21 protein-coding genes and 1 riboswitch are annotated in these 19,114 nt (G+C 67.1%); of the genes, 2 read left to right on the forward strand and 19 right to left on the reverse strand.

Annotated features, from left to right (window positions below):
* From WB508_RS09480 to argG, 3 genes are all read right to left on the reverse strand, one after another.
* Positions 1-471: bifunctional ornithine acetyltransferase/N-acetylglutamate synthase (locus WB508_RS09480; protein WP_423844639.1), on the reverse strand; the 471-nt coding region annotated here is incomplete at its 3' end.
* Positions 468-1,520 (reverse strand): N-acetyl-gamma-glutamyl-phosphate reductase, encoded by a 1,053-nt coding sequence (gene argC / locus WB508_RS09485; RefSeq protein ID WP_423844640.1) that lies wholly within the window; start codon positions 1,518-1,520, stop codon positions 468-470. The genes WB508_RS09480 and argC, both read right to left, overlap by 4 nt.
* Positions 1,521-1,530: 10 nt before the next feature.
* The gene (argG, locus tag WB508_RS09490) at positions 1,531-2,964 is read right to left on the reverse strand and encodes an argininosuccinate synthase (RefSeq protein ID WP_423844641.1); all 1,434 of its coding nucleotides are present in this window, start codon (positions 2,962-2,964) and stop codon (positions 1,531-1,533) included.
* Positions 2,965-3,068: 104 nt separating this feature from the next.
* On the opposite strand from argG, the gene WB508_RS09495 reads away from it, so the two are divergent.
* The gene (locus WB508_RS09495) at positions 3,069-4,871 is read left to right on the forward strand and encodes a DUF2207 domain-containing protein (RefSeq protein WP_423844642.1); all 1,803 of its coding nucleotides are present in this window, start codon (positions 3,069-3,071) and stop codon (positions 4,869-4,871) included.
* A gap of 58 nt (positions 4,872-4,929) precedes the next feature.
* Positions 4,930-5,484 (forward strand): LemA family protein, encoded by a 555-nt coding sequence (locus WB508_RS09500; RefSeq protein WP_423844643.1) that lies wholly within the window; start codon positions 4,930-4,932, stop codon positions 5,482-5,484.
* Between the two features lie 144 nt (positions 5,485-5,628).
* On the opposite strand, the gene pheT is transcribed toward WB508_RS09500, so the two are convergent.
* The 16 genes from pheT to rpe all read right to left on the reverse strand — a co-directional run bounded on the left by pheT (position 5,629) and on the right by rpe (position 19,113).
* Positions 5,629-8,130, reverse strand: a complete 2,502-nt coding sequence (gene pheT, locus WB508_RS09505) for a phenylalanine--tRNA ligase subunit beta (RefSeq protein WP_423844659.1) — start codon at positions 8,128-8,130, stop codon at positions 5,629-5,631.
* A gap of 85 nt (positions 8,131-8,215) precedes the next feature.
* Positions 8,216-9,292: a phenylalanine--tRNA ligase subunit alpha gene (gene pheS / locus WB508_RS09510; RefSeq protein WP_423844644.1), complete on the reverse strand. Its 1,077-nt coding sequence runs from the start codon at positions 9,290-9,292 to the stop codon at positions 8,216-8,218.
* Between the two features lie 70 nt (positions 9,293-9,362).
* Positions 9,363-10,403 carry an ATP-binding protein gene (locus WB508_RS09515; protein WP_423844645.1) on the reverse strand — a complete coding sequence of 347 codons (1,041 nt, stop codon included), beginning with the start codon at positions 10,401-10,403 and terminating at the stop codon, positions 9,363-9,365.
* Between the two features lie 63 nt (positions 10,404-10,466).
* A complete protein-coding gene (locus WB508_RS09520) occupies positions 10,467-11,228 on the reverse strand; it encodes a TrmH family RNA methyltransferase (RefSeq protein WP_423844646.1) in 762 nt (253 codons plus the stop codon).
* A gap of 65 nt (positions 11,229-11,293) precedes the next feature.
* Positions 11,294-11,680 carry a 50S ribosomal protein L20 gene (gene rplT / locus WB508_RS09525; RefSeq protein ID WP_423844647.1) on the reverse strand — a complete coding sequence of 129 codons (387 nt, stop codon included), beginning with the start codon at positions 11,678-11,680 and terminating at the stop codon, positions 11,294-11,296.
* Between the two features lie 34 nt (positions 11,681-11,714).
* The gene (gene rpmI, locus WB508_RS09530; protein WP_423844648.1) at positions 11,715-11,909 is read right to left on the reverse strand and encodes a 50S ribosomal protein L35; all 195 of its coding nucleotides are present in this window, start codon (positions 11,907-11,909) and stop codon (positions 11,715-11,717) included.
* Complete coding sequence (gene infC / locus WB508_RS09535) at positions 11,910-12,632, reverse strand: translation initiation factor IF-3 (protein WP_423844649.1); 723 nt, start codon at positions 12,630-12,632, stop codon at positions 11,910-11,912.
* A gap of 225 nt (positions 12,633-12,857) precedes the next feature.
* Positions 12,858-13,262, reverse strand: coding sequence for an SseB family protein (locus tag WB508_RS09540; RefSeq protein ID WP_423844650.1), 405 nt, complete (start codon positions 13,260-13,262; stop codon positions 12,858-12,860).
* A complete protein-coding gene (locus tag WB508_RS09545) occupies positions 13,259-13,669 on the reverse strand; it encodes a PH domain-containing protein (RefSeq protein WP_423844651.1) in 411 nt (136 codons plus the stop codon). The genes WB508_RS09540 and WB508_RS09545 overlap by 4 nt, the downstream gene beginning before the upstream one ends.
* The gene (gene hisG, locus WB508_RS09550; RefSeq protein ID WP_423844652.1) at positions 13,669-14,514 is read right to left on the reverse strand and encodes an ATP phosphoribosyltransferase; all 846 of its coding nucleotides are present in this window, start codon (positions 14,512-14,514) and stop codon (positions 13,669-13,671) included. The genes WB508_RS09545 and hisG overlap by 1 nt, the downstream gene beginning before the upstream one ends.
* A gap of 16 nt (positions 14,515-14,530) precedes the next feature.
* The gene (locus WB508_RS09555) at positions 14,531-14,794 is read right to left on the reverse strand and encodes a phosphoribosyl-ATP diphosphatase (protein ID WP_423844653.1); all 264 of its coding nucleotides are present in this window, start codon (positions 14,792-14,794) and stop codon (positions 14,531-14,533) included.
* Positions 14,795-14,805: 11 nt separating this feature from the next.
* Positions 14,806-15,276, reverse strand: coding sequence for a 6,7-dimethyl-8-ribityllumazine synthase (gene ribH / locus WB508_RS09560; protein WP_423844654.1), 471 nt, complete (start codon positions 15,274-15,276; stop codon positions 14,806-14,808).
* Complete coding sequence (locus tag WB508_RS09565) at positions 15,273-16,529, reverse strand: bifunctional 3,4-dihydroxy-2-butanone-4-phosphate synthase/GTP cyclohydrolase II (protein ID WP_423844655.1); 1,257 nt, start codon at positions 16,527-16,529, stop codon at positions 15,273-15,275. Before WB508_RS09565 ends, ribH begins: the two co-directional genes overlap by 4 nt.
* On the reverse strand, positions 16,522-17,178 hold the full coding sequence (locus WB508_RS09570) for a riboflavin synthase (RefSeq protein ID WP_423844656.1): 657 nt from the start codon (positions 17,176-17,178) through the stop codon (positions 16,522-16,524). The genes WB508_RS09565 and WB508_RS09570 overlap by 8 nt, the downstream gene beginning before the upstream one ends.
* Positions 17,178-18,212, reverse strand: a complete 1,035-nt coding sequence (gene ribD, locus WB508_RS09575; RefSeq protein WP_423844657.1) for a bifunctional diaminohydroxyphosphoribosylaminopyrimidine deaminase/5-amino-6-(5-phosphoribosylamino)uracil reductase RibD — start codon at positions 18,210-18,212, stop codon at positions 17,178-17,180. Before ribD ends, WB508_RS09570 begins: the two co-directional genes overlap by 1 nt.
* A 62-nt stretch (positions 18,213-18,274) precedes the next feature.
* Positions 18,275-18,408, reverse strand: a riboswitch (FMN riboswitch).
* A 42-nt stretch (positions 18,409-18,450) separates the two neighbouring features.
* Positions 18,451-19,113, reverse strand: a complete 663-nt coding sequence (gene rpe / locus WB508_RS09580) for a ribulose-phosphate 3-epimerase (protein ID WP_423844658.1) — start codon at positions 19,111-19,113, stop codon at positions 18,451-18,453.
* Position 19,114 lies beyond the last annotated feature (1 nt).

Here is a 19,114-nt window from a genome sequence, read left to right on the forward strand (position 1 = left end):
GTGCGCGACAGCCTCCTTCGCCACGCTGTCGGTCGTCATGATCGCGGTGGCGGCGGCATGACCTGCGTCGGCGCTGAGCACGTCGATGGCGGATCCGACGCCGCCCAGCACCGCATCGCGGTCATTCAGCAAGCCGATCAGACCGGTGGAGCAGATCTGGATCTCGACCGCCCCAACCCCCAGTCGCTCGGCAACCAGTTCAGCGGTGCGGTGCGTCGTGGTGAACCCTTCGGAGCCGGTGTAGCAGTTGGCGCCGCCGGAATTGATGGCGACGGCCGTGGCGGTGCCGCCCTTGATGGCCTGTTCGCTCCAGATGACCGGATTGGCCTTGCACCGATTGCTGGTGAACACCGCAGCGGCCGACCGGGTGGGTCCGTCGTTGACCACGACCGCGATGTCAGGCTCCCCCGTGCTCTTGAGCCCGGCGGCGACTCCAGCGGCGCGAAATCCGTGTGCTGCGGTGACACTCATGGGGAGACCCCTGTCGTGGGAAGGCCTGTGGTCTCGGGGAGGCCGAGGGCCAGGTTCATGGACTGGATGGCGCCGCCAGCCGTGCCCTTGACCAGGTTGTCGATGACGCTGGTGATCACGAGTCGGCCGACCTTCTCGTCGATCGCTACTTGGATCAGCGCCGTGTTGGAGCCGAGCGTCGCGGCCGTCGAGGGCCACTGGCCCTCCGGGAGCAGGTGAATGAATGGCTCGCTTTCATAGGCCTTCTGGTAGGTGTCACGCACCTGTCCGATCGTCGTCCCGGACGCGATGCGAGCCGTGGACGTGGCGAGGATGCCGCGCGACATCGGCACCAGCGTGGGCGTGAAGGAGATGGAGACCTTGTCGGCTCCGGCCGAGCGCAAGTTCTGGGCGATCTCGGGAATGTGCCGGTGAGTGCCGCCGACCGCGTAGGGGACGGCTGCGCCCAGACCTTCTGACGCCAGCAAGTGCTGCTTCGCGGACTTGCCAGCACCTGAGTAGCCGTTGGCCAGCACCGTCACCAGATCAGTCGGATCGACCAGACCGGCCGCAACAGCCGGTTGCAGGGCGAGCGTCACGGCGGTGACGTTGCAGCCCGGCACAGCGATGCGCTTGACCCCGGCCAGGTGGTCCCGTTGACGCCCGCCGGAGGTGAACAGCTCCGGCAGACCGTACGGCCAGGTGCCGGCATGCTCGCTGCCGTAGTACTCGACCCAGTCGGCTGCGTCCGCCAGGCGATGGTCGGCGCCGCAGTCGATGACGAGCACCTCGTCGCCGAGCTCAGCGGCGACCGATCCGGACTGCCCGTGGGGCAGGCCAAGAAACACGATGTCGTGGCCGCTCAACGTGGAGGCGTCGGTCGGTTGGATGATCCGATCGGCCAGCGCGGTCAGATGCGGCTGATGCTCACCGAGGCGCGACCCGGCCGTCGACGCAGCCGTGACGGCCCCGATCTCGATGTCCGGGTGACCCAGGAGCAGTCGCAGGACCTCGCCGCCGGCGTACCCGCTCGCTCCCGCCACAGCGGCGGTGAGCTGATGGTGTGTCATCGCTTCTCCCTCAGTCGGTCCCGAATTCCATCGCCGCGGCGTCGAGCGCTTGCTCCTCGTCGCTGTTGACCGACGGGTTGGCCTCGATCCGCATGGCACCGCCGGCAGGCAGCTCACCGAACAGGGTCCCATTCTCGACCAGGATCTGACCCTGGTCGAGCGGCTGGTCCGCGTACAGCTCCAGCTTGGCCCTCGAGTCAGCGATGTCGAGGTTGCGCATCGTCAGCTGGCCGATCCGATCGGTGGGGCCGAACACGGCATTGTCCGTGCGCTCCATGGACAGCTTCTCGGGATGGTAGGAGAAGTTCGAGCCCTGGGTGTCGAGGATCGTGTAGTCCTCCCCGCGACGCAGCCGGATGGTGACCTCGCCGCTCACCACCGACGCGATCCACCGTTCGACGGACTCACGCAGCATCATCGCCTGCGGGTCCAGCCACCGACCTTCGTACATGAGCCGGCCGAGACGGCGCCCGTGCTGGTGAAAGTTCGCGATCGTGTCCTCGTTGTGGATGGCGTTGACGAGACGCTCGTAGGCGATGTGCAGCAGGGCCATCGCCGGCGCCTCGTAGATGCCGCGGCTCTTCGCCTCGATGATCCGATTCTCGATCTGGTCGGACATCCCAAGCCCGTGGCGACCACCGATGGTGTTCGCCTCGTGCACCAGCGCGACCAGATCGCCGCCGAACGCCTCGCCGTTGATGGCCACTGGACGGCCCGCCTCGAAGGTGATCGTGACGTCCTCGGCATCGATGTCGACAGCCGGGTCCCAGAACTTCACGCCCATGATCGGCTCGACCGTCTCCAACGAGACGTCAAGATGCTCCAGCGTCTTGGCTTCGTGCGTCGCGCCCCAGATGTTGGCGTCGGTCGAGTAGGCCTTCTCCTGGCTGTCCCGATACGGCAGGTTGCGATCGGTCAGCCACTGACTCATCTCGGTGCGGCCGCCCAGCTCGGCGACGAACTCTGCGTCGAGCCACGGCTTGTAGATCAGCAGCTCGGGATTGGCCAGCAGCCCGTAACGGTAGAACCGCTCGATGTCATTGCCCTTGAAGGTCGAGCCGTCGCCCCAGATGTCGACGCCGTCTTCGTGCATCGCGCGCACCAGCAGAGTTCCGGTGACGGCCCGACCGAGCGGGGTCGTGTTGAAGTAGGTGCGGGTGCCTGAACGGATGTGGAAGGCGCCGCAGGCCAGGGCGGCGAGGCCCTCCTCGACCAGCGGCTTCTTGATGTCGATGGAGCGCGCGAGCTCGGCCCCGTACTCCATGGCCCGTCCGGGAATACCGGAGATGTCCGGCTCGTCGTACTGGCCGATGTCGGCGGTGTACGTGCACGGGATGGCGCCCTTGTCGCGCATCCACGCGACGGCCACGGAGGTGTCGAGCCCCCCGGAAAATGCGATACCAACTCGTTCGCCGACAGGAATACTGGTGAGAACCTTGGACATACTCACATTCTTGCACAGCATTGCAATAACTTGCAGCCGGGGTGGGCCTGATGACCTCTGCAGAACTGCTGCCTCACCCAGTCTCGTGCCCCTAGGATCTGGCCATGGCCCGGATCGTCCTGCGCGCGGTGGCATTCCTGATCGCAGCCGCGGTCGTGACGATGCCCGTGCTGGTGGGGCTCGTGCCGACCGGCGGCAGTACCGGCCCAGACCCTGTGAGCATCACCGACTATGACGCGACCTTCACGATCGACGCCAACGGATCGCTGGAGGCCACCGAGCGGTTGACCGCCACCTTCCCGTTCGGTCGGCACGGCATCTTCCGGTACTGGGACCTGCGTGATCCGTCTGACGACCACGTCCGGCTGACGCCACGGAACATCGAGGTGTCGCTGGACGGTCAGGACGAATCTTTCGAGCTCTTGTGGGAGAACGGCCGTCGATTCCGCGTGGCGAAGATCGGCGACGCAGACCGCTACGTGTCGAGCGGGACACACGTCTACACGATCTCGTATCGCATCGAGGGTGCCCTGTCACCGACAACGGCCGGACAAGGTGCGTTCGCCTCGACCAGCTGGACGGACGAACAACCCGCACAGTCGGTCTACTACTGGAACGTGGTCGCCCCGGGGTGGGGCATGACGATGGACCGATCCACGGTCACCATCAACCTGCCGGAGAAGTCAGGAAAGGTGCAGTGCACGACCGGGTTCGGCACCGCCGTCTCCCCCAGCGGCACCTGCGAGATCAGTGGTGGCGGCACCCCGACTGTGACGGTGGAGACCGGGGCTCTCGCAGCGCGCACACCGGTCACGGTCCGAGTCGGCCTTCCGGTGAAGACACCTGACCGCCACACGGTGCCCTGGCCCATCGGCGTCGACCGTGCCCTCGGCCGCAGCCTGCCGGCCGTCGTGATCGTGGCTCTGGTGACGGTGGCGGCCGTCGCCGCAGGGTACGTCCTCGATCGAAAGGCCCGCGAGGAGGAGCCCGGATACGGCGTCGCCTTCGAACCGCCTCCAGGCCTGGGACCCGTGCAGACGTCCTTCCTGATGACCGAGCGCGTCCCCCACCGCGCCCTGGTCGCCACGTTGCTCTACCAGGCCGAGCAGGGCCTGACCGCGCTGACACAGCACGACGGCGGCTGGACGGTCACCGGCACTGGTGACGCCGCCGCGTGGGAGGCCACCGACGACGTGACACGGTACGTCGGCGAGCGGCTGGGCGTCACGTCGACAGGTGCGCAATTCGTGGCGCAGAAGAACGCCGTGGCCGCCGGTCAGACGTTGCAGTCGACGCAGGCCGGCTTGAGCTCGGCCACCAGCACGTGGGCCCACGGCATTGGTGCCCAGCAGAGCGTTCCGACCGAAACGCTCGGACGTCTTGCCGTGGGAGCCTCGATCGTCATCGTCGCGATCCTGGCGTTCGTGGTCCCTGTCTCGATGTACGTGCTGCCGTTCGCCGGATTCGTCATCGGCGGCATCGGACTGCTCACGGCTGGCGTCGGACGCCGGCGCACGACACTCGGGCGCGAGCTGTGGTCACACGCTGGCGGATTCAAGCGGTTGCTGTCCACCGACTCGGCCAAGGATCGGTTCGACTTCAGCGGCCGGCAAGATCTGTACACCTCGTTCATCCCGTATGCCGTCGCCTTCGACTGCGCCGACCGGTGGGCTCACAAGTACGAGATGTCCACGGGCACACCAGCCCCCACCCCGATCTGGTACTCCGGCGGCACTGCGTCGAACGAGGGCTTCAGCCTGTTCGGTGGCGGCGACGCCTTCGCCAGCTTTGAATCCTCGCTGTCGTCGTCGATCAGCGCCTATGCCGCCACCCAGGCGTCGTCGTCCAGCGGCGGCGGCGGCGGTGGTGGCGGCGGCGGAGGCGGCGGTGGCGGTGGTTCTTGGTAACGGCCTGAACCCCCTTTGCCCAACGTCATCAACCCCCACCTAGAGAAAGAGACACCCCATGCTGTGGATCATCTTGGCCATCGTCGCGGCCCTCGTGCTGTTCGGCGTCTATGCCTTCAACCTGCTGCGCCGCACCGACATCGCCGCGCAGGAGGCACTCGGCGGCATCGACGTACAGCTCACCCGGCGCGCCGATCTCATCCCCAACCTCGTGAACACGGTGCAGGGCTACGCCTCGCACGAGAAAGGTGTGTTCGAGGAGGTCACCAAAGCGCGCGCGGGCGTGGCCGACGCAGCCAAGGACGGGACAGTCGAGCAGAAGTCAGCAGCCCAGGCGCGACTCGACCAGGCCATCATCAACGTGCTGGCCGTCGCCGAGGCCTACCCGGATCTGAAAGCGTCCGCCAACTTCCAGACCCTGCAAGCCGAGCTGTCCGAGACCGAGAACAAGATCTCCTTCGCCCGCCAGTTCTACAACGATGCCGTCGCCAAGCTCAACGGCCTGGTCACGACCATCCCCTGGATGTTCTTCACCGGCGTCGCCGGTGTCAGCACCCGCGAGTTCTACGACGCCCCGGAAGGTCAGGCCACCGCTCCGACGGTCTCCTTCTGAGCACGGTGCTGACTGACCCCTGTACGGGTCCACAACTCGGCGGTCCTTGTCGTCGCAGCGCTGCGCCAGGTGGCGGCCTCGCGCCTGTACGTGCCGTCGGCACCCTCATCACCTTCGCGAGGCGTCGTCACGAAAGCGGGCCGGTCAGGCGCGGAGAGTCGCGCCGACCGCGGCAGCGGCCGTGAGAGCAGCGTCCCGTGCGGCTCTGATCTCGTCGTCGGTCAACGTCCGATCGGGGGCGCGCAAGCGCAGCGCGAACGCGAGCGAACGCTGCCCTTCCGGAACCTGATCGCCGGTGTAGGCATCGAACAGTCGCACCGATTCGATCAACGGGCTGGCGCTGCGCAGCGCAGCCGCGATCGCCTCAGCAGGCACATCAACCGACGCCACCAGTGCGAGATCCTCCTTCGCGACGGGATACGCCGAGAAGTCAGGGCGTGGACCCAGCACGGGCGCCGCGGCCACCAAGGCATCGAGGTCGATCTCGGCGGCCGCGATCACTCCGACCAATCCGTGGTCACGGACGACACGAGGATGCAGCTCACCGGCATGGCCGATGACCCTGCCGTTCAGGACGATCTCGGCGCATCGACCCGGGTGCCACGGCGCCTGGACGCCCTGACGGACGGCGACGTCGACATGCAGGGCGTCCGCGACACGCTGCACGATCGAGATCGCATCGGCCCAGGAGGCCCGCCGGCCCGCTCCACCCCAGCCAGATCGCTGACGCTCGCCGTCAAGCAGGAACGCCACGTGCTGTGGCTGAGCGGGCAGCGCCGCATCGAAGGCGTTCAGCTGCGCTGGAGTCGGCCGTTGATCGACGGGATAGATCGGCGCACCGGGTCCGTCCACCTGAGGGTGGAACACGCGGCCGATCTCGACGATCTGCACGTTGCTGTGACCTCGGCCGATGTTCAGCGTCAGCGCTTTCAACAGACCCGGCAGCAGCGTCGTGGTCATGCCCGGTTCTTCTGCCGACAGCGGATTCTCCAGCAGCACCTGGCGTCGCCGCGGATCGTCAGCCGACAGGCCCAGCCGGTCCAGGGCCGCCGGTCCGGTGAACGGGAACGTCTTGACCTCGACCAAACCTGTTCCGGCCAGCACCATGCCGACGCGACGACGCAGCACCTGCGCCTGGCTGAGGCCGCGTCCGGCCGGAGCCGGCGGAAGGAGGGAGGGCACCTGGTCGTAGCCCACGACGCGCAGCACCTCCTCGACGACGTCGTAGGGGTCGGTCAGGTCAGGTCGCCACGGCGGCGGCGTGACACTCACGCAGTCGTCCTTCATGGTCACGGCACATCCGTTGACCTCGAGGGCCTCGACCGTTGTCGCGGCATCGATGCTGACGCCGGTGATGCGGGCGGGCAGGTCAGCCGCGACCGTGATCACGGGCATGGTCGGCGAGGCGCCGACGCAGGTGATGCCATCGGACATCGTGCCACCGCCCAGCTCGACCATCAGCTGGGCGACCCGGGTGGCAGCGCGCTGCTGCACCGAGACGTCGATGCCGCGCTCATTGCGCTTCGACGCCTCCGAGGACAACCTGTGCCGGCGGGCAGTGCGGAACACGGTGGGCGGATCGAAGTAGGCACACTCGATGACGATGTCCGTGGTCGTGGCGTCGATCTCGACGTGGGCGGCGCCCATGACACCAGCCAGGCCGATGGGACCTGCGTCGTCGGCGATCAGCAGATCGGCGGGGTCGAGCGTGCGCACCACATCGTCCAGCGTGGTGAGCTTCTCCCCTGCTGCCGCGCGTCGCACCACGATGTCACCGCTGAGCTTGGCCCGGTCGTAGGCGTGATTGGGCTGACCGAGCTCGAGCATGACGTAGTTGCTGACGTCAACGGCCAACGAGATGGACCGCATGCCAGCGGCCGTGAGTCGATCGACCATCCAGCCCGGGCTCGGGCGGGTGGGATCGAAGCCCGTGACGTCGCGCGTCACGAAGACCGGACACGCTGCGATGTCGGCGACGCGGACGGGGTACGCCGTGCCGTTGGTGTTGACCGTGACATCGGCAGGGTCGTGGAACGGAACACCGAAAGCGATCGCCGCGTCGCGAGCCACGCCCCGCATGGACAGGGCGTAGGCGCGATCGGGATTCACCTCCAGATCCAGCACGACCTCGTCGAGTCCGAGCAGACTGATCGCCGCATCGCCGGGTTCAGCTGATCCAGGCTCGAGCACCAGAATTCCCGACCCGTCGCCGCCCAGACCCAGCTCCGTGACCGAGCAGATCATGCCGTCGGAGACGTGCCCGTAGGTCTTGCGTGCCGAGATCTGGAAGCCGAGCGCCGGCAGGACGGTGCCCGGCAAGGACACGACCACCAGGTCACCCGCCGCGAAGTTGTGCGCCCCGCAGACGATCCCGCGCGAGGGAACGTCGTCGCCGGGGGCGTCGGGTGTGGTGGCGTCGTTGTGCCCGCCCACATCGACGCGACACCAGTTGATGGTCTTGCCGTTCTTCTGCGGCTCCTTGACCAGCTCCAGGACTCGTCCGACGACCAAGGGACCGGAGATCCCCGACGACACGATCTCCTCGAGCTTGAGGTCGAATGCCGTCAGTCGCGCGGCCAGGGCATCAGGACTCAGATCGGGCGGCAGGTCCACGTACTCCCGCAGCCAGCTGATCGGCACACGCATGCTCACCGCACCCCCGTCTCAGAAGAAAGGACACCACACGAGTGCCCGGCGAGCGACATCTGATGGTTCACTCGCTGGCGCTCGATCACAGTTCCACTCCGAACGGTTCGGTGAATCGGATGTCGCCGTCGAACAGATCGCGCAGATCGGCGATGTCGTAGCGGCCCGTGATGGTGCGATCGAGGCCGATGCCGAAGGCGAATCCGGAGTACTTCTCCGGGTCGACACCGCAGGCGACCAGCACCCGCGGGTTGACGACGCCGCAACCACCCCATTCGACCCAGCCCTCACCGCGGCAGGTGCGGCACCCGGCCACGTCCGCAGGCTCGTTGTGGCAGACGTAGCACAGCAGATCCATCTCGGCGCTCGGTTCGGTGAACGGGAAGTACGACGGGCGAAAGCGCGTGATCATGCCGTCGCCGTAGATGGCCTGGGCGAAGTGGTCGAGCGTGCCCTTCAGGTGCGCCATCGACAACCCCTCGTCGATCGCGAGCCCCTCGACCTGGTGAAAGACCGGAGAGTGGGTGGCGTCGAGCTCGTCGGTGCGAAAGACCCGGCCCGGGCAGATCACGTAGATCGGCGGTTCGCGGTCGAGCATGGTGCGCGCCTGCACCGGCGACGTGTGGGTGCGCAGCACCATGGCGGCCTCCTCGGGGGTGACCCAGAAGGTGTCCTGCATCGTGCGCGCCGGATGGTCCGGACCCAGGTTCAGGGCATCGAAGTTGAGCCATTCGGCCTCGACCTCGGGCCCCTCGGCGACCTCCCAGCCCATCGCCACGAAAATGTCGGCGACGTGCTCCTGGATGGTGGTCAACGGGTGACGTGCTCCGACCGGCTCGACGTCCCACGGCAACGTGACGTCGACGCGCTCCTCGCCCAGGGCGCGCTCCTCCTCGACGGCCTCGACCTCTGCTGTGCGCGCCGACAACGCCTGCGCCACCACGCCACGGGCCTGGCCGATCAAGCGGCCAGCCTCCTTGCGGTCCTCTGCGGGCAAGGCACCGATGCCACGGTTGGCGAGAGCCAACGCAGAACGGTCACCTATGTGGTCCAGGCGTGCCTGCTTGAGCTCGGCCAGCGAGCCGGCGGACACGATGGCAGCCACCGCCTCGTCACGCATGCGGTCGATCTCGTCAGCGTGGGGTGCCACGGGCGCGGACATGCTGGCCTTTCGGAGGATGTGCGGGTGCTGGGCGAGTCTATCGGCGGCACGGGGCTGCCGACCTCGGGCGTCAGTCGCTCAGGGTGTCAGGCTCGTTGATCGGGAACCAGACTCGGACGTTCGCCCCGCCGCCCTCAGCATCCTGGATGTCGATCGCTCCTCCGTGATGCTCGACGATGCCGCGCACGATGTACATGCCCAGTCCGCTGCCCTGGCCGGGTCCGGCACGCCAGAACCGGCTGAACACACGCTGCCGCGACTCCGGCGGGATGCCAGGGCCGTTGTCGTGCACCTGGAGCGAGACTCCGGGGGCGAAGCGAGGATCTTGAGTGTTCTGCACCAGGACGCGCTGCAGCCCGTGGCCGTGTCGCATGGCGTTCTCGACCAGATTGGTGATGACCTGGGTGATGCGGTCGCTGTCACCCCAGATCACCTGGAGATCCGGCCCGATGTCAGCGTCGAACGGTGCACCGGATCCGGCCGAGACGTTCGTGAGCACCCGCGTGACCAGCTCGTCGAGCTTGACCGGCCCACGACGCAGGGCCAGTCGACCCGCGTCGATTCGCGCTGCGTCGAGCAGCTCACTGATCAACCGCGTCAACCGGTCGGCATCGGAGTCGACGGTTTCCAGCATCAGGTGACGCTGGTCCTCGGTGAACTTGTCCCACTTGCGGAGCAGGGTCGACGTGAAGCCCTTGATACCGGTGAGCGGCGAGCGCAGCTCATGCGCCACGGTCGCGACCAGATCGGATCGTTCGCGATCGCGCTGGTTGCGGATGCGTGCATTGCGCACGCTGACGATGACGCGTTGAACCTTGCCCCCGGGTCGATCACGCACCAATGAGGCGGTGATGAGATATTCGCTGCCGCGGGGAGACCACCAGGCCGATTCCGAGATGCGGTGGCGGATCGCGAGCCCGTCATAGGGGCGGACGCAGTCGTACCAGGAGTTGCCGTTCAGGTCGTCGAACGGCACAGCGTCCGACAAGTGCATCCCGACCATCTCGTCGCCGACCGCCTTGGCCATCGTCTTGATGCGCTCATTGACGAACTCGACGGTTCCGTCGGGACCGGCGATGATGAGGCCGTCCGGGTGGTCGTCGAGGTCCATGCCGCCACAATCTAGTCCAGTGGTGGCCTCAGAGCGGGTTCACCGGGCTGTGGTCGAGTGCGTTCACCCAGCCCGATGGCGAGCTGCGGCGGTGGCGTACAGGCAGACAGCAGCCGCAGTGGCCAGGTTCAGGCTCTCGGCGCGACCGTAGATGGGCACTGCGACGACATGGTCGGCGAGGGCGCTGACGTGCTCGGGCAGACCCCACGCCTCGTTGCCCATCAGCCAGGCGGTGGGAGCGGCGAGGTCGAGAGAGTCGTCGAACAGACCGACCTCGCCGACGCCGTCGGCTGCCAGTACCTGAAGACCCTGTCGCTGCAATTGGGAGACGACCTCGACGACGTCACGATGCACCAGCACGGGAAGGTGGAACAGGCTGCCAGCCGAGGCGCGCACTGCCTTGGGGTTCAGGGGGTCGACGCTGTCGCCGGCGAGCACCACCGCATCGGCTCCGGCGGCGTCGGCGCACCGGATGACGGCGCCGGCATTGCCCGGATCGCGCACATCGGCGCAGACCACGACGAATCGCGCCTCGTGAGGCAGTTCGGAGAGGTCGGCGATCACGCTGCGGCAGCGCGCGACCACGCCTTGCGGCTGGACCGCGTCCGTCACGGCGTCCAGCACGTCGTCGTCGGCCTGGATCCAGCGATCGCCAGCCATCTCGACCAGTGCGGGGTGTCGATCGGTGGCGTCAGCGGTGGCGAAGACCTCGATGACCACACCGGCCGTGCCCAGTGCTTCGCGCACGGCCTGCGGGCCCTCGGCGAGAAACTCGCCGCTCTGCGCCCGGAACGCACGAGTGGCGAGCCGCCGGGCATGCTTCACCCGCCCAGAACGGACGGTGAGCGGTGCCGCGGGCGTGCTCGCCACAGGTGCGGGGCGTTCCGTGGTCAGGCGGAGGCCGCGGGGGCGTTGACGTCGGCCGGGAGATTCTCCTTGGCCGTCTTCACCAGCGCCGAGAAGGCGGCCGGCTCGTGCACCGCGAGGTCCGCGAGAACCTTGCGATCGACCTCGACGCCAGCCAGACGAAGACCCTGGATGAAACGGTTGTAGGTCATGCCCTCGGCGCGGACCGCAGCATTGATGCGCTGGATCCACAGGCGACGGAAGTCGCCCTTCTTGGCCTTGCGGTCACGGTAGCTGTAGACCAGCGAGTGGGTGACCTGCTCCTTGGCCTTGCGGTACAGGCGCGAACGCTGCCCGCGGTAGCCCGAAGCGCGCTCGAGTGTCTCGCGACGCTTCTTCTGGGCGTTGACTGAACGCTTGACGCGTGCCATGTCGGTACTCCTTCAGTCTGTGGGTCAGGGTGGGCTAGAGGCCCAGCATCTTCTTGACGCGGGCGGTGTCGGCCTTGGCAACGTCGACGGTGCCGGCAAGCCGACGCTTGCGGGTGGACGTCTTGTATTCCGCGAGGTGTCGGCGGTTGGCCTGCTCACGACGCAGCTTTCCGCTGCCAGTGCGCTTGACTCGCTTCTTCATTCCCGAGTGGGGCTTGAACTTGGGCATCTATGCCTCCATGTCCGGGTCGAGGTTCTCTGAACGACGACGGGGCTTCTTGGGTGTTGCGGTCTTCTGGTGCTCCTCGCGGTGCGCCTTGTCGGCGGCCTCGTCGGCCTCCTTCTCGGCTTCACGCTCGGCGGTGGACTTGGCCTTCTCGGCCTTCACCTCGGCCTGCGCCTCGGACTTCTTCTTCAGAGGTCCGAGCACCAATGTCATGTTGCGTCCGTCCTGGCGAGCATTGGACTCGATGAATCCCAGGTCCTCGACGTCGGCTGCCAGACGCTGGAGCAACCGGTATCCCAGTTCGGGGCGGTGCTGCTCACGTCCACGGAACATGATGGTGATCTTGACCTTGTCGCCAGCTTTGAGGAACCGCACGACGTGACCCTTTTTGGTGTCGTAGTCGTGCTGATCGATCTTCGGACGCAACTTCATCTCTTTGATGACGGTGTTGGTCTGATTGCGGCGGGATTCGCGGGCCTTCTGGGCCGTCTCGTACTTGAACTTGCCGTAGTCCATGAGGCGACAAACGGGCGGACGTGCAGTGGGGGCCACCTCGACGAGGTCGAGATCGGCTTCTTCTGCCAGTCGCAGAGCATCTTCGATACGAACGATGCCCACCTGTTCGCCAGCTGGACCGACGAGTCGCACTTCGGGAACGCGAATTCGGTCGTTGACGCGAAGTTCTGTGGTGATGAATCCTCCTGAGGTTCGTGGGTGGAGGTCCATCGACAGGACAGAAAAATGGCCTCCGCAGAAACGGAGGCCACGATTCTCACAATCATGCGGAGCGTATCCGCGCCTGATTGCCGTCGGTTGAGAAATCGGCAGAACCGACGCCGTCAACCGGCATGACCCCACGGTTTCGCAACCCTGCAGGTGGGAGGTGGCCTCCACTTCGTGATCAAGACTACCAGTCTGTGTGCTCGCAGGCGAAATCCCCCCGCGGGGACGTCAGTGGCGCGCGGTCAGCTCGACGACGGTGAAGCTGGGCGAGCCGAGATCGAGCAACAGAGCACTTGCCCCCTCGTCGAGAGCCGCCTGCGCGGCACCCGAGCCGAGCACGGGAACCGGGCGTGCCTCGGCGTTCCACTGCGCCATGGTCGCGATGCTGCTGAAGGCCAGCAGCGCGGTGCGGCCGTCGGCCCCGGTCATCAGCACCGCCGCCATGTCAGCGTTCTTGTCGCCGCCCGTCGGGGTGCTGTCGCCCAAGATCGCGACGACCGGCACGAACACCCGCACGTCGGGCAGCACGGCGAACACCGAGTCGTCGTCACCGAAGGCGGCGGCGAGGCGCCGATCCGCCGTCCCGTCGTCGCCGGGGAACTGCGGCTCGGCCAACGTGCGATCGTGGCTCATCGGTGGGAGGCGAGTCGCTGTCGCAGGTCGTCGACGGCCACGCGGGCTCTGCGGCCATCCGTGCCCTGGATGGCGAACAGCATCACGCGCTGGTCGTCGACCGTGACCACGGTGGGCCACGGCGCGCCGGTGTTCATCGAGAAGCCCACGACGTCGCCCCAGCCGATGTGGTGGTCGCGGTAGCCATTGCGGACTTGCAGACCGTGTGCGTCCGCGATGACGCGGCTGCGACCAACGCCGTGCAGCATCGCCAGAGCAGCGCCCAGGATCAGGGCCAACGTGATCAGCTCGAAGACGGTGAAGGTGATCTCCGGCGGCAGCGCGACACCGATCACGACCGTGAGCAGGACCAGGATCAGCGCCACGCCGTACGCGACGTAGCGGGCCCCGCCGGGGCGATACGTCATCAGATGCGACACGCGAGGATGTCCGTGACCAAGATGCCGCGGGCACCGATCCCGTACAACCCGTCCATGGTCTTCTGGGCACCGTCGCGAGGGACCATCGAACGCACCGCGACCCACCCCTCTCGATGCAGAGGCGACACGGTGGGCGACTCGATGCCGGGCGTGAGCTTGATGGCCTGCTCGACGTCATCGACGCTGATGTCGTAGTCCATCATGACGTAGGTACGCGCCACGATGACGCTGTCCAGCCGTCGCTTGAACACCTCGAAGCCCTGCGGCTCGGGGGCGTCCCGACGGGTGATCATGATCGCTTCGGACGACAGGATCGGGTCGCCGAACACCTCGAGCCCGGCCTGACGCAGCGTGCTGCCGGTCTCGACGACGTCGGCGATGGCATCGGCAACACCCAGCCGCACCGACGACTCGACGGCACCGTCGAGCCGCACGACATCGGCCTCGATGCCACGCGCTCCCAAAAATCCACGAACGATGCCGGGATACGACGTGGCGACGCGACGACCTGCGAGATCGCTGATCTGGGTCATGGTTCCGCTTGGGCAGGCAAAACGGAAGGTCGAGGCGCCGAAGCCGAGGGCCATGTTCTCTGCGGCGTGCGCGCCGGAGTCGACCAGCAGGTCACGACCGGTGACACCCACGTCCAGCGTGCCCTCGCCCACGTAGATGGCGATGTCGCGGGGACGTAGGTAGAAGAACTCGACGTCGTTGTCGGGGTCGAGAGTGACCAGGTCCTTGGGGTTGCGACGCTGCCGGTAGCCGGCCTCGACCAGCATCTGGGCGGCCATGTCGGCCAGGGCGCCCTTGTTCGGAACGGCGACTTTCAGCATGGGGTGTCCTTCGTCGTCAGAGGTGCGAGTAGACATCGTCGAGCGAGATTCCAGCAGCGAGCATCATGACCTGCGCGTGGTAGAGCAGCTGGCTGATCTCCTCGGCGGTCCGCTCGGGGCCCTCGTGCTCGGCGGCCATCCATGCCTCGGCAGCTTCTTCGACGAGCTTCTTGCCGATCGTGTGCACGCCAGCGTCGAGCTCGGCGACGGTGCGCGAGCCCTCAGGGCGGCGGGCTGCCTTGTCGGTCAGCTCCGCGAACAAGTCGTCGAAGGTCTTCATCGATCAGCAGTCTATCGGCGAGCGAGAAGCGCCCATGTGGCGAGGGCAGCCTCGACGGCTTCGCGCCCCTTGTCCTCGCAGGAGTCCGGCAGACCGGCACGATCCAGCGCCTGTTCGTCGGTGTCGCAGGTGAGCAGCCCGAAGCCGACCGGGACGCCCGTGTCGAGCGCGACGCGGGCCAGGCCGTCGGTGGCTGCGGCCGAGACGTACTCAAAGTGCGGCGTCCCTCCACGAATGATGACGCCGAGGGCGATGACGGCGTCGGCTCCCCCGCGGGCGGCCGCCTGACACAGGATCGGCAGCTCGAACGAGCCGGGCGCACGCACCACCTCAGCGTCCGTGATGCCGGAGTCAGCCAGCGCGGCCTGCGCTCCCGCGAGGAGGCCATCCATCACCTCGGTGTGCCACGACGATGCGACGATGACGACCTTCGCACCGCTCGCATCGACCTGCAGGCCACGGGGTGCCCCCGCGCCGCTCATGCCTGATCTCCGGTCTGGCTCAGCCCAGGCAGATCGTGGCCCATGCGCTCGGCCTTGGTTTGCAGGTAGCGCAGGCTGTCGGGATTCGGCTCGATCAGCAGCGGAAGACGCTCGCTGACCTTGACCCCGTAGGACTCCAGCGCCGTCGTCTTGTCCGGGTTGTTGGTCAGCAGCCGCACCGAGGTGATGCCGAGCCCCCGCAGGATCTGCGCACCGGCCGCGTAGTCGCGCTCGTCCTCGCCGAAGCCGAGCTCGGTGTTGGCGTCGACGGTGTCGGCGCCGGTGTCCTGCAGGGAGTAGGCCTGCAGCTTGTGCAGCAAGCCGATGCCGCGGCCCTCGTGGCCACGCAGGTACACCACCACACCCGCTCCGTGCTGAGTGATGTCAGTCATCGACAGCTCGAGCTGCGGACCGCAGTCACAGCGCCGCGAACCGAACACGTCGCCGGTGAGGCACTCGGAGTGGATGCGCGTCAGCACGTCCTCGGTGCCGATGTCGCCGTAGACGAGGGCGATGTGCTCGGCTCCGTCGATGCGGTCGCGGAAGCCGTGTGCGGTGAATTCGCCGAACTCAGTGGGCAGCCGGGTCGTGGCCAGCTTCTCGGTCTGCGACTCGTGCAGCCTCAGGTGCACCTGGAGGTCCTCGATCGAGATCAGCGACAGACCGTGCTCGTCAGCGAATTCGCGCAGCGCCGGCAACCGCTGCAACGTGCCGTCGTCGTGCAGGACCTCGCCGATGACGCCCGCTGGGGTCAGGCCCGCCAGACGGGTCAGATCGACGGCGGCCTCGGTGTGGCCAGCGCGTTCCAGCACTCCCCCGGGCTTGGCGCGCAGCGGGATGATGTGGCCAGGTTGGTTCAGCTCGAACGGTTCGGTGGCCGAGTCGGCCAGCACGCGACAGGTGCGGGCGCGGTCCGTGGCCGAGATGCCCGTCGTGATGCCGTCGCGGGCATCGATCGAGATCGTGTACGCGGTGCGCATCTTCTCGCGGTTGTGGGGGGTCATCAGCGGGATCGCCAATCGGTCGAGGATCTGTCCCGTGGTCGGGGCGCACACCAGGCCGCTGGAGTAGCGAACGAGGAAGGCCATCAGCTCGGGCGTGGCCTTGCTGGCCGCGAAGATGATGTCGCCCTCGTTCTCGCGATTCTCGTCGTCGACCACCACGATCGCCTTGCCGTCGCGGATGTCGGCGATCGCCTGCTCGATGCTGTCGAGCCTGATCTTCGAGTCGATGTCGTGAGTGTTCTCACTCATGGGTGTCTCCTTCACGGTGCATGATGTCTCGTTGAGCCAGCAACCGCTCCACGTGCTTGGCGAGGACGTCGACCTCGAGATTGACCCGGTCGCCCGGGGTGAGCGTGCCGAGCGTGGTGTCCGCGAGGGTCGTGGGGATCAGGGAGACGGAGAACCATGCAGACTCGTCCGCGGTGCTGTCGTGGACCTCGACCACGGTCAACGACGTCCCGTCGACCGTGATGGACCCCTTCGCCACCAGGTAGCGCGCCAGGTCCGACGGCATCTCGAAGCGCAGGAGGTCCCACAACGGCTCCGGCTGGTGGTTGCTCGGAACGCGATCGATCAGTCGACCCGTTCCGTCGACGTGCCCCTGCACGATGTGGCCACCAAGCCGCTGGCCGACAGCCACGGCGCGCTCGAGATTGACCTCGTCGCCGACTCTGAGATCGCCCAGCGACGTCTTGTCGAGCGACTCGGCCATCACGTCGGCGGTGAACGTGTCGTTACCTTGGGCCGTGACGGTCAGGCAACAGCCGTTGACCGCGATCGAGGCACCGTGCTCGGCATCGGTGGTCACCAGCGGCCCGCAGACCGTGAGGCGCACCGAGTCGCCGAGCGACTCGATCGCCGTGACGGTGCCCTTCTCCTCCACCAGTCCGGTGAACATCAGCTGTCGTCCTCTCGTGCGGAGTGCCCAGGTGCTCCGATGAAGCGGATGTCTGACCCGACTACGGTCAGATCGGTGATGTCGAGCGGGCGCAAGTCAGACAAGGTTGATGCCCCACCGCTCACAGCGGGGTGGCCTGCACCGAGCATGGCGGGAGCGATATATCCGATCACGCGGTCGATCAGTCCTGCATCCCAGAATGCACCCGCCAGGCGGGGGCCGCCCTCGAGCCAGACATGTCGGACCTCACGCTCAGCCAGCTGGGCGAGCACAGCGGCCGGGTCGTGCGACGAGATGACGATCGATGGCGCGGCTTCGTCGAGCACACGGGCGGCTGTGGGAATCGGCGAGTCGCCCACCACGACGCGCAGGGGCTGCTCCTCGCGCGGCACGGGCTGGTCGTGCTCGTCGCGGATCGTCAGTCGCGGATCGTCGGCCAGCACGGTCCCGGTGCCGACCATGATGGCGTCAGAGGCGGCCCGGAATCGATGGACATCACGTCGCGCCTCCACCCCGGTGATCCACTGGCTGGTGCCGTCAGGGGCGGCGCTTCGACCATCGAGCGTGGCAGCGTACTTCCACGTGACGAACGGGCGACCTTCGGTGACGGCGAATGTCCAGGCCGCATTCATTCCGGCCACCTCGTCAGCCAGGATGCCCGCTTCGACCGAGATGCCGGCTGCGCGAAGGGTGTCGGCTCCTCCGGCCGCCGTGACATGCGGATCGGCCTGCGCGAACACGACACGCCTGATGCCGGCTCTGATCAGTGCCTGCGAGCACGGCCCGGTGCGGCCGGTGTGATTGCAGGGCTCGAGCGTGACCACGGCCGTGCCACCGCGCGCCGCGTCCCCGGCGAGACGCAGGGCGTCCACCTCGGCATGCGCGCCATGGCGGATCGTGGCACCGCGGGAGATCTCGCGACCTTCCGGCGTGAGCAGCACACATCCGACGGTCGGATTCGGAAGTACGCTGCCACGCTCACGCGCGATCTCGAGCGCGCGACGCATCGCGTCGATCTCGATGTCGCTGGCCATCTGTTCCTCCGGTGTCGGCTGCGCGCGCGACCCGGGGTCAGGTGGCACGCGTCCGTGACACCTGCGTGCGCCTCTCATCCGGACTTTCACCGTCGGCACCGGAATTCCACCGGCTCAACCGGGCTCCACCGAAGTGGAACCGCGGGTCGCGGACTATCACCGCCGGTTCGGAATTGCACCGACCCCGGAGCACGCGAGCAATTGCTCGTATGCCGTCAGTCTACCCACTGACCACCCGCTACGGCGTGTGACCTTCGGCAAGTCCACGCAGCGTGGAGATCATGGCGTCGGGGTCATCGGCGCCGAAGACCGCGGATCCGGCCACGAACACGTCAGCGCCAGCCGCAGCACATCGCTCGATCGTGTCAGCGGAGACGCCGCCATCAACCTGCAGCCAGATGTCGCCGCCGTGCTTGTCGATCAGGTCTCGCGCCCGCTCGATCTTGGGCAGGCAGATGTCGAGGAACTTCTGGCCGCCGAAGCCGGGCTCGACCGTCATGATGAGGATCATGTCCAGCTCAGGCAGCAGATCCTCATAAGGCTCGATCGCCGTGCCGGGCTTGAGCGCCATGGACGCACGGGCCCCCTGCGCACGGATCTCGCGGGCCAGCCGCACAGGCGCTGCTGCCGCCTCGACGTGGAACGTCACGCTGCCCGCACCGGCCTCGACGAACTGCGGTGCCCAGCGGTCCGGGTCGGCAATCATCAAGTGAGCGTCAATGGGCTGCGCGGCGACCTTGGCCAGTGCCTCGATGACGGGCGCGCCCAGGGTCAGATTGGGCACGAAGTGGTTGTCCATCACGTCCATGTGCAACCAGTCGGCGCCAGCGATCCTGGCGGCCTCGGCCTCGAGATTGGCGAAGTCCGAGGACAGCATGCTCGGCGAGATCTGGATACCCACG

Origin of the sequence: Aeromicrobium sp. (assembly GCF_049586495.1) — a bacterium.
In the GTDB taxonomy this organism is placed as follows: domain Bacteria; phylum Actinomycetota; class Actinomycetes; order Propionibacteriales; family Nocardioidaceae; genus Aeromicrobium.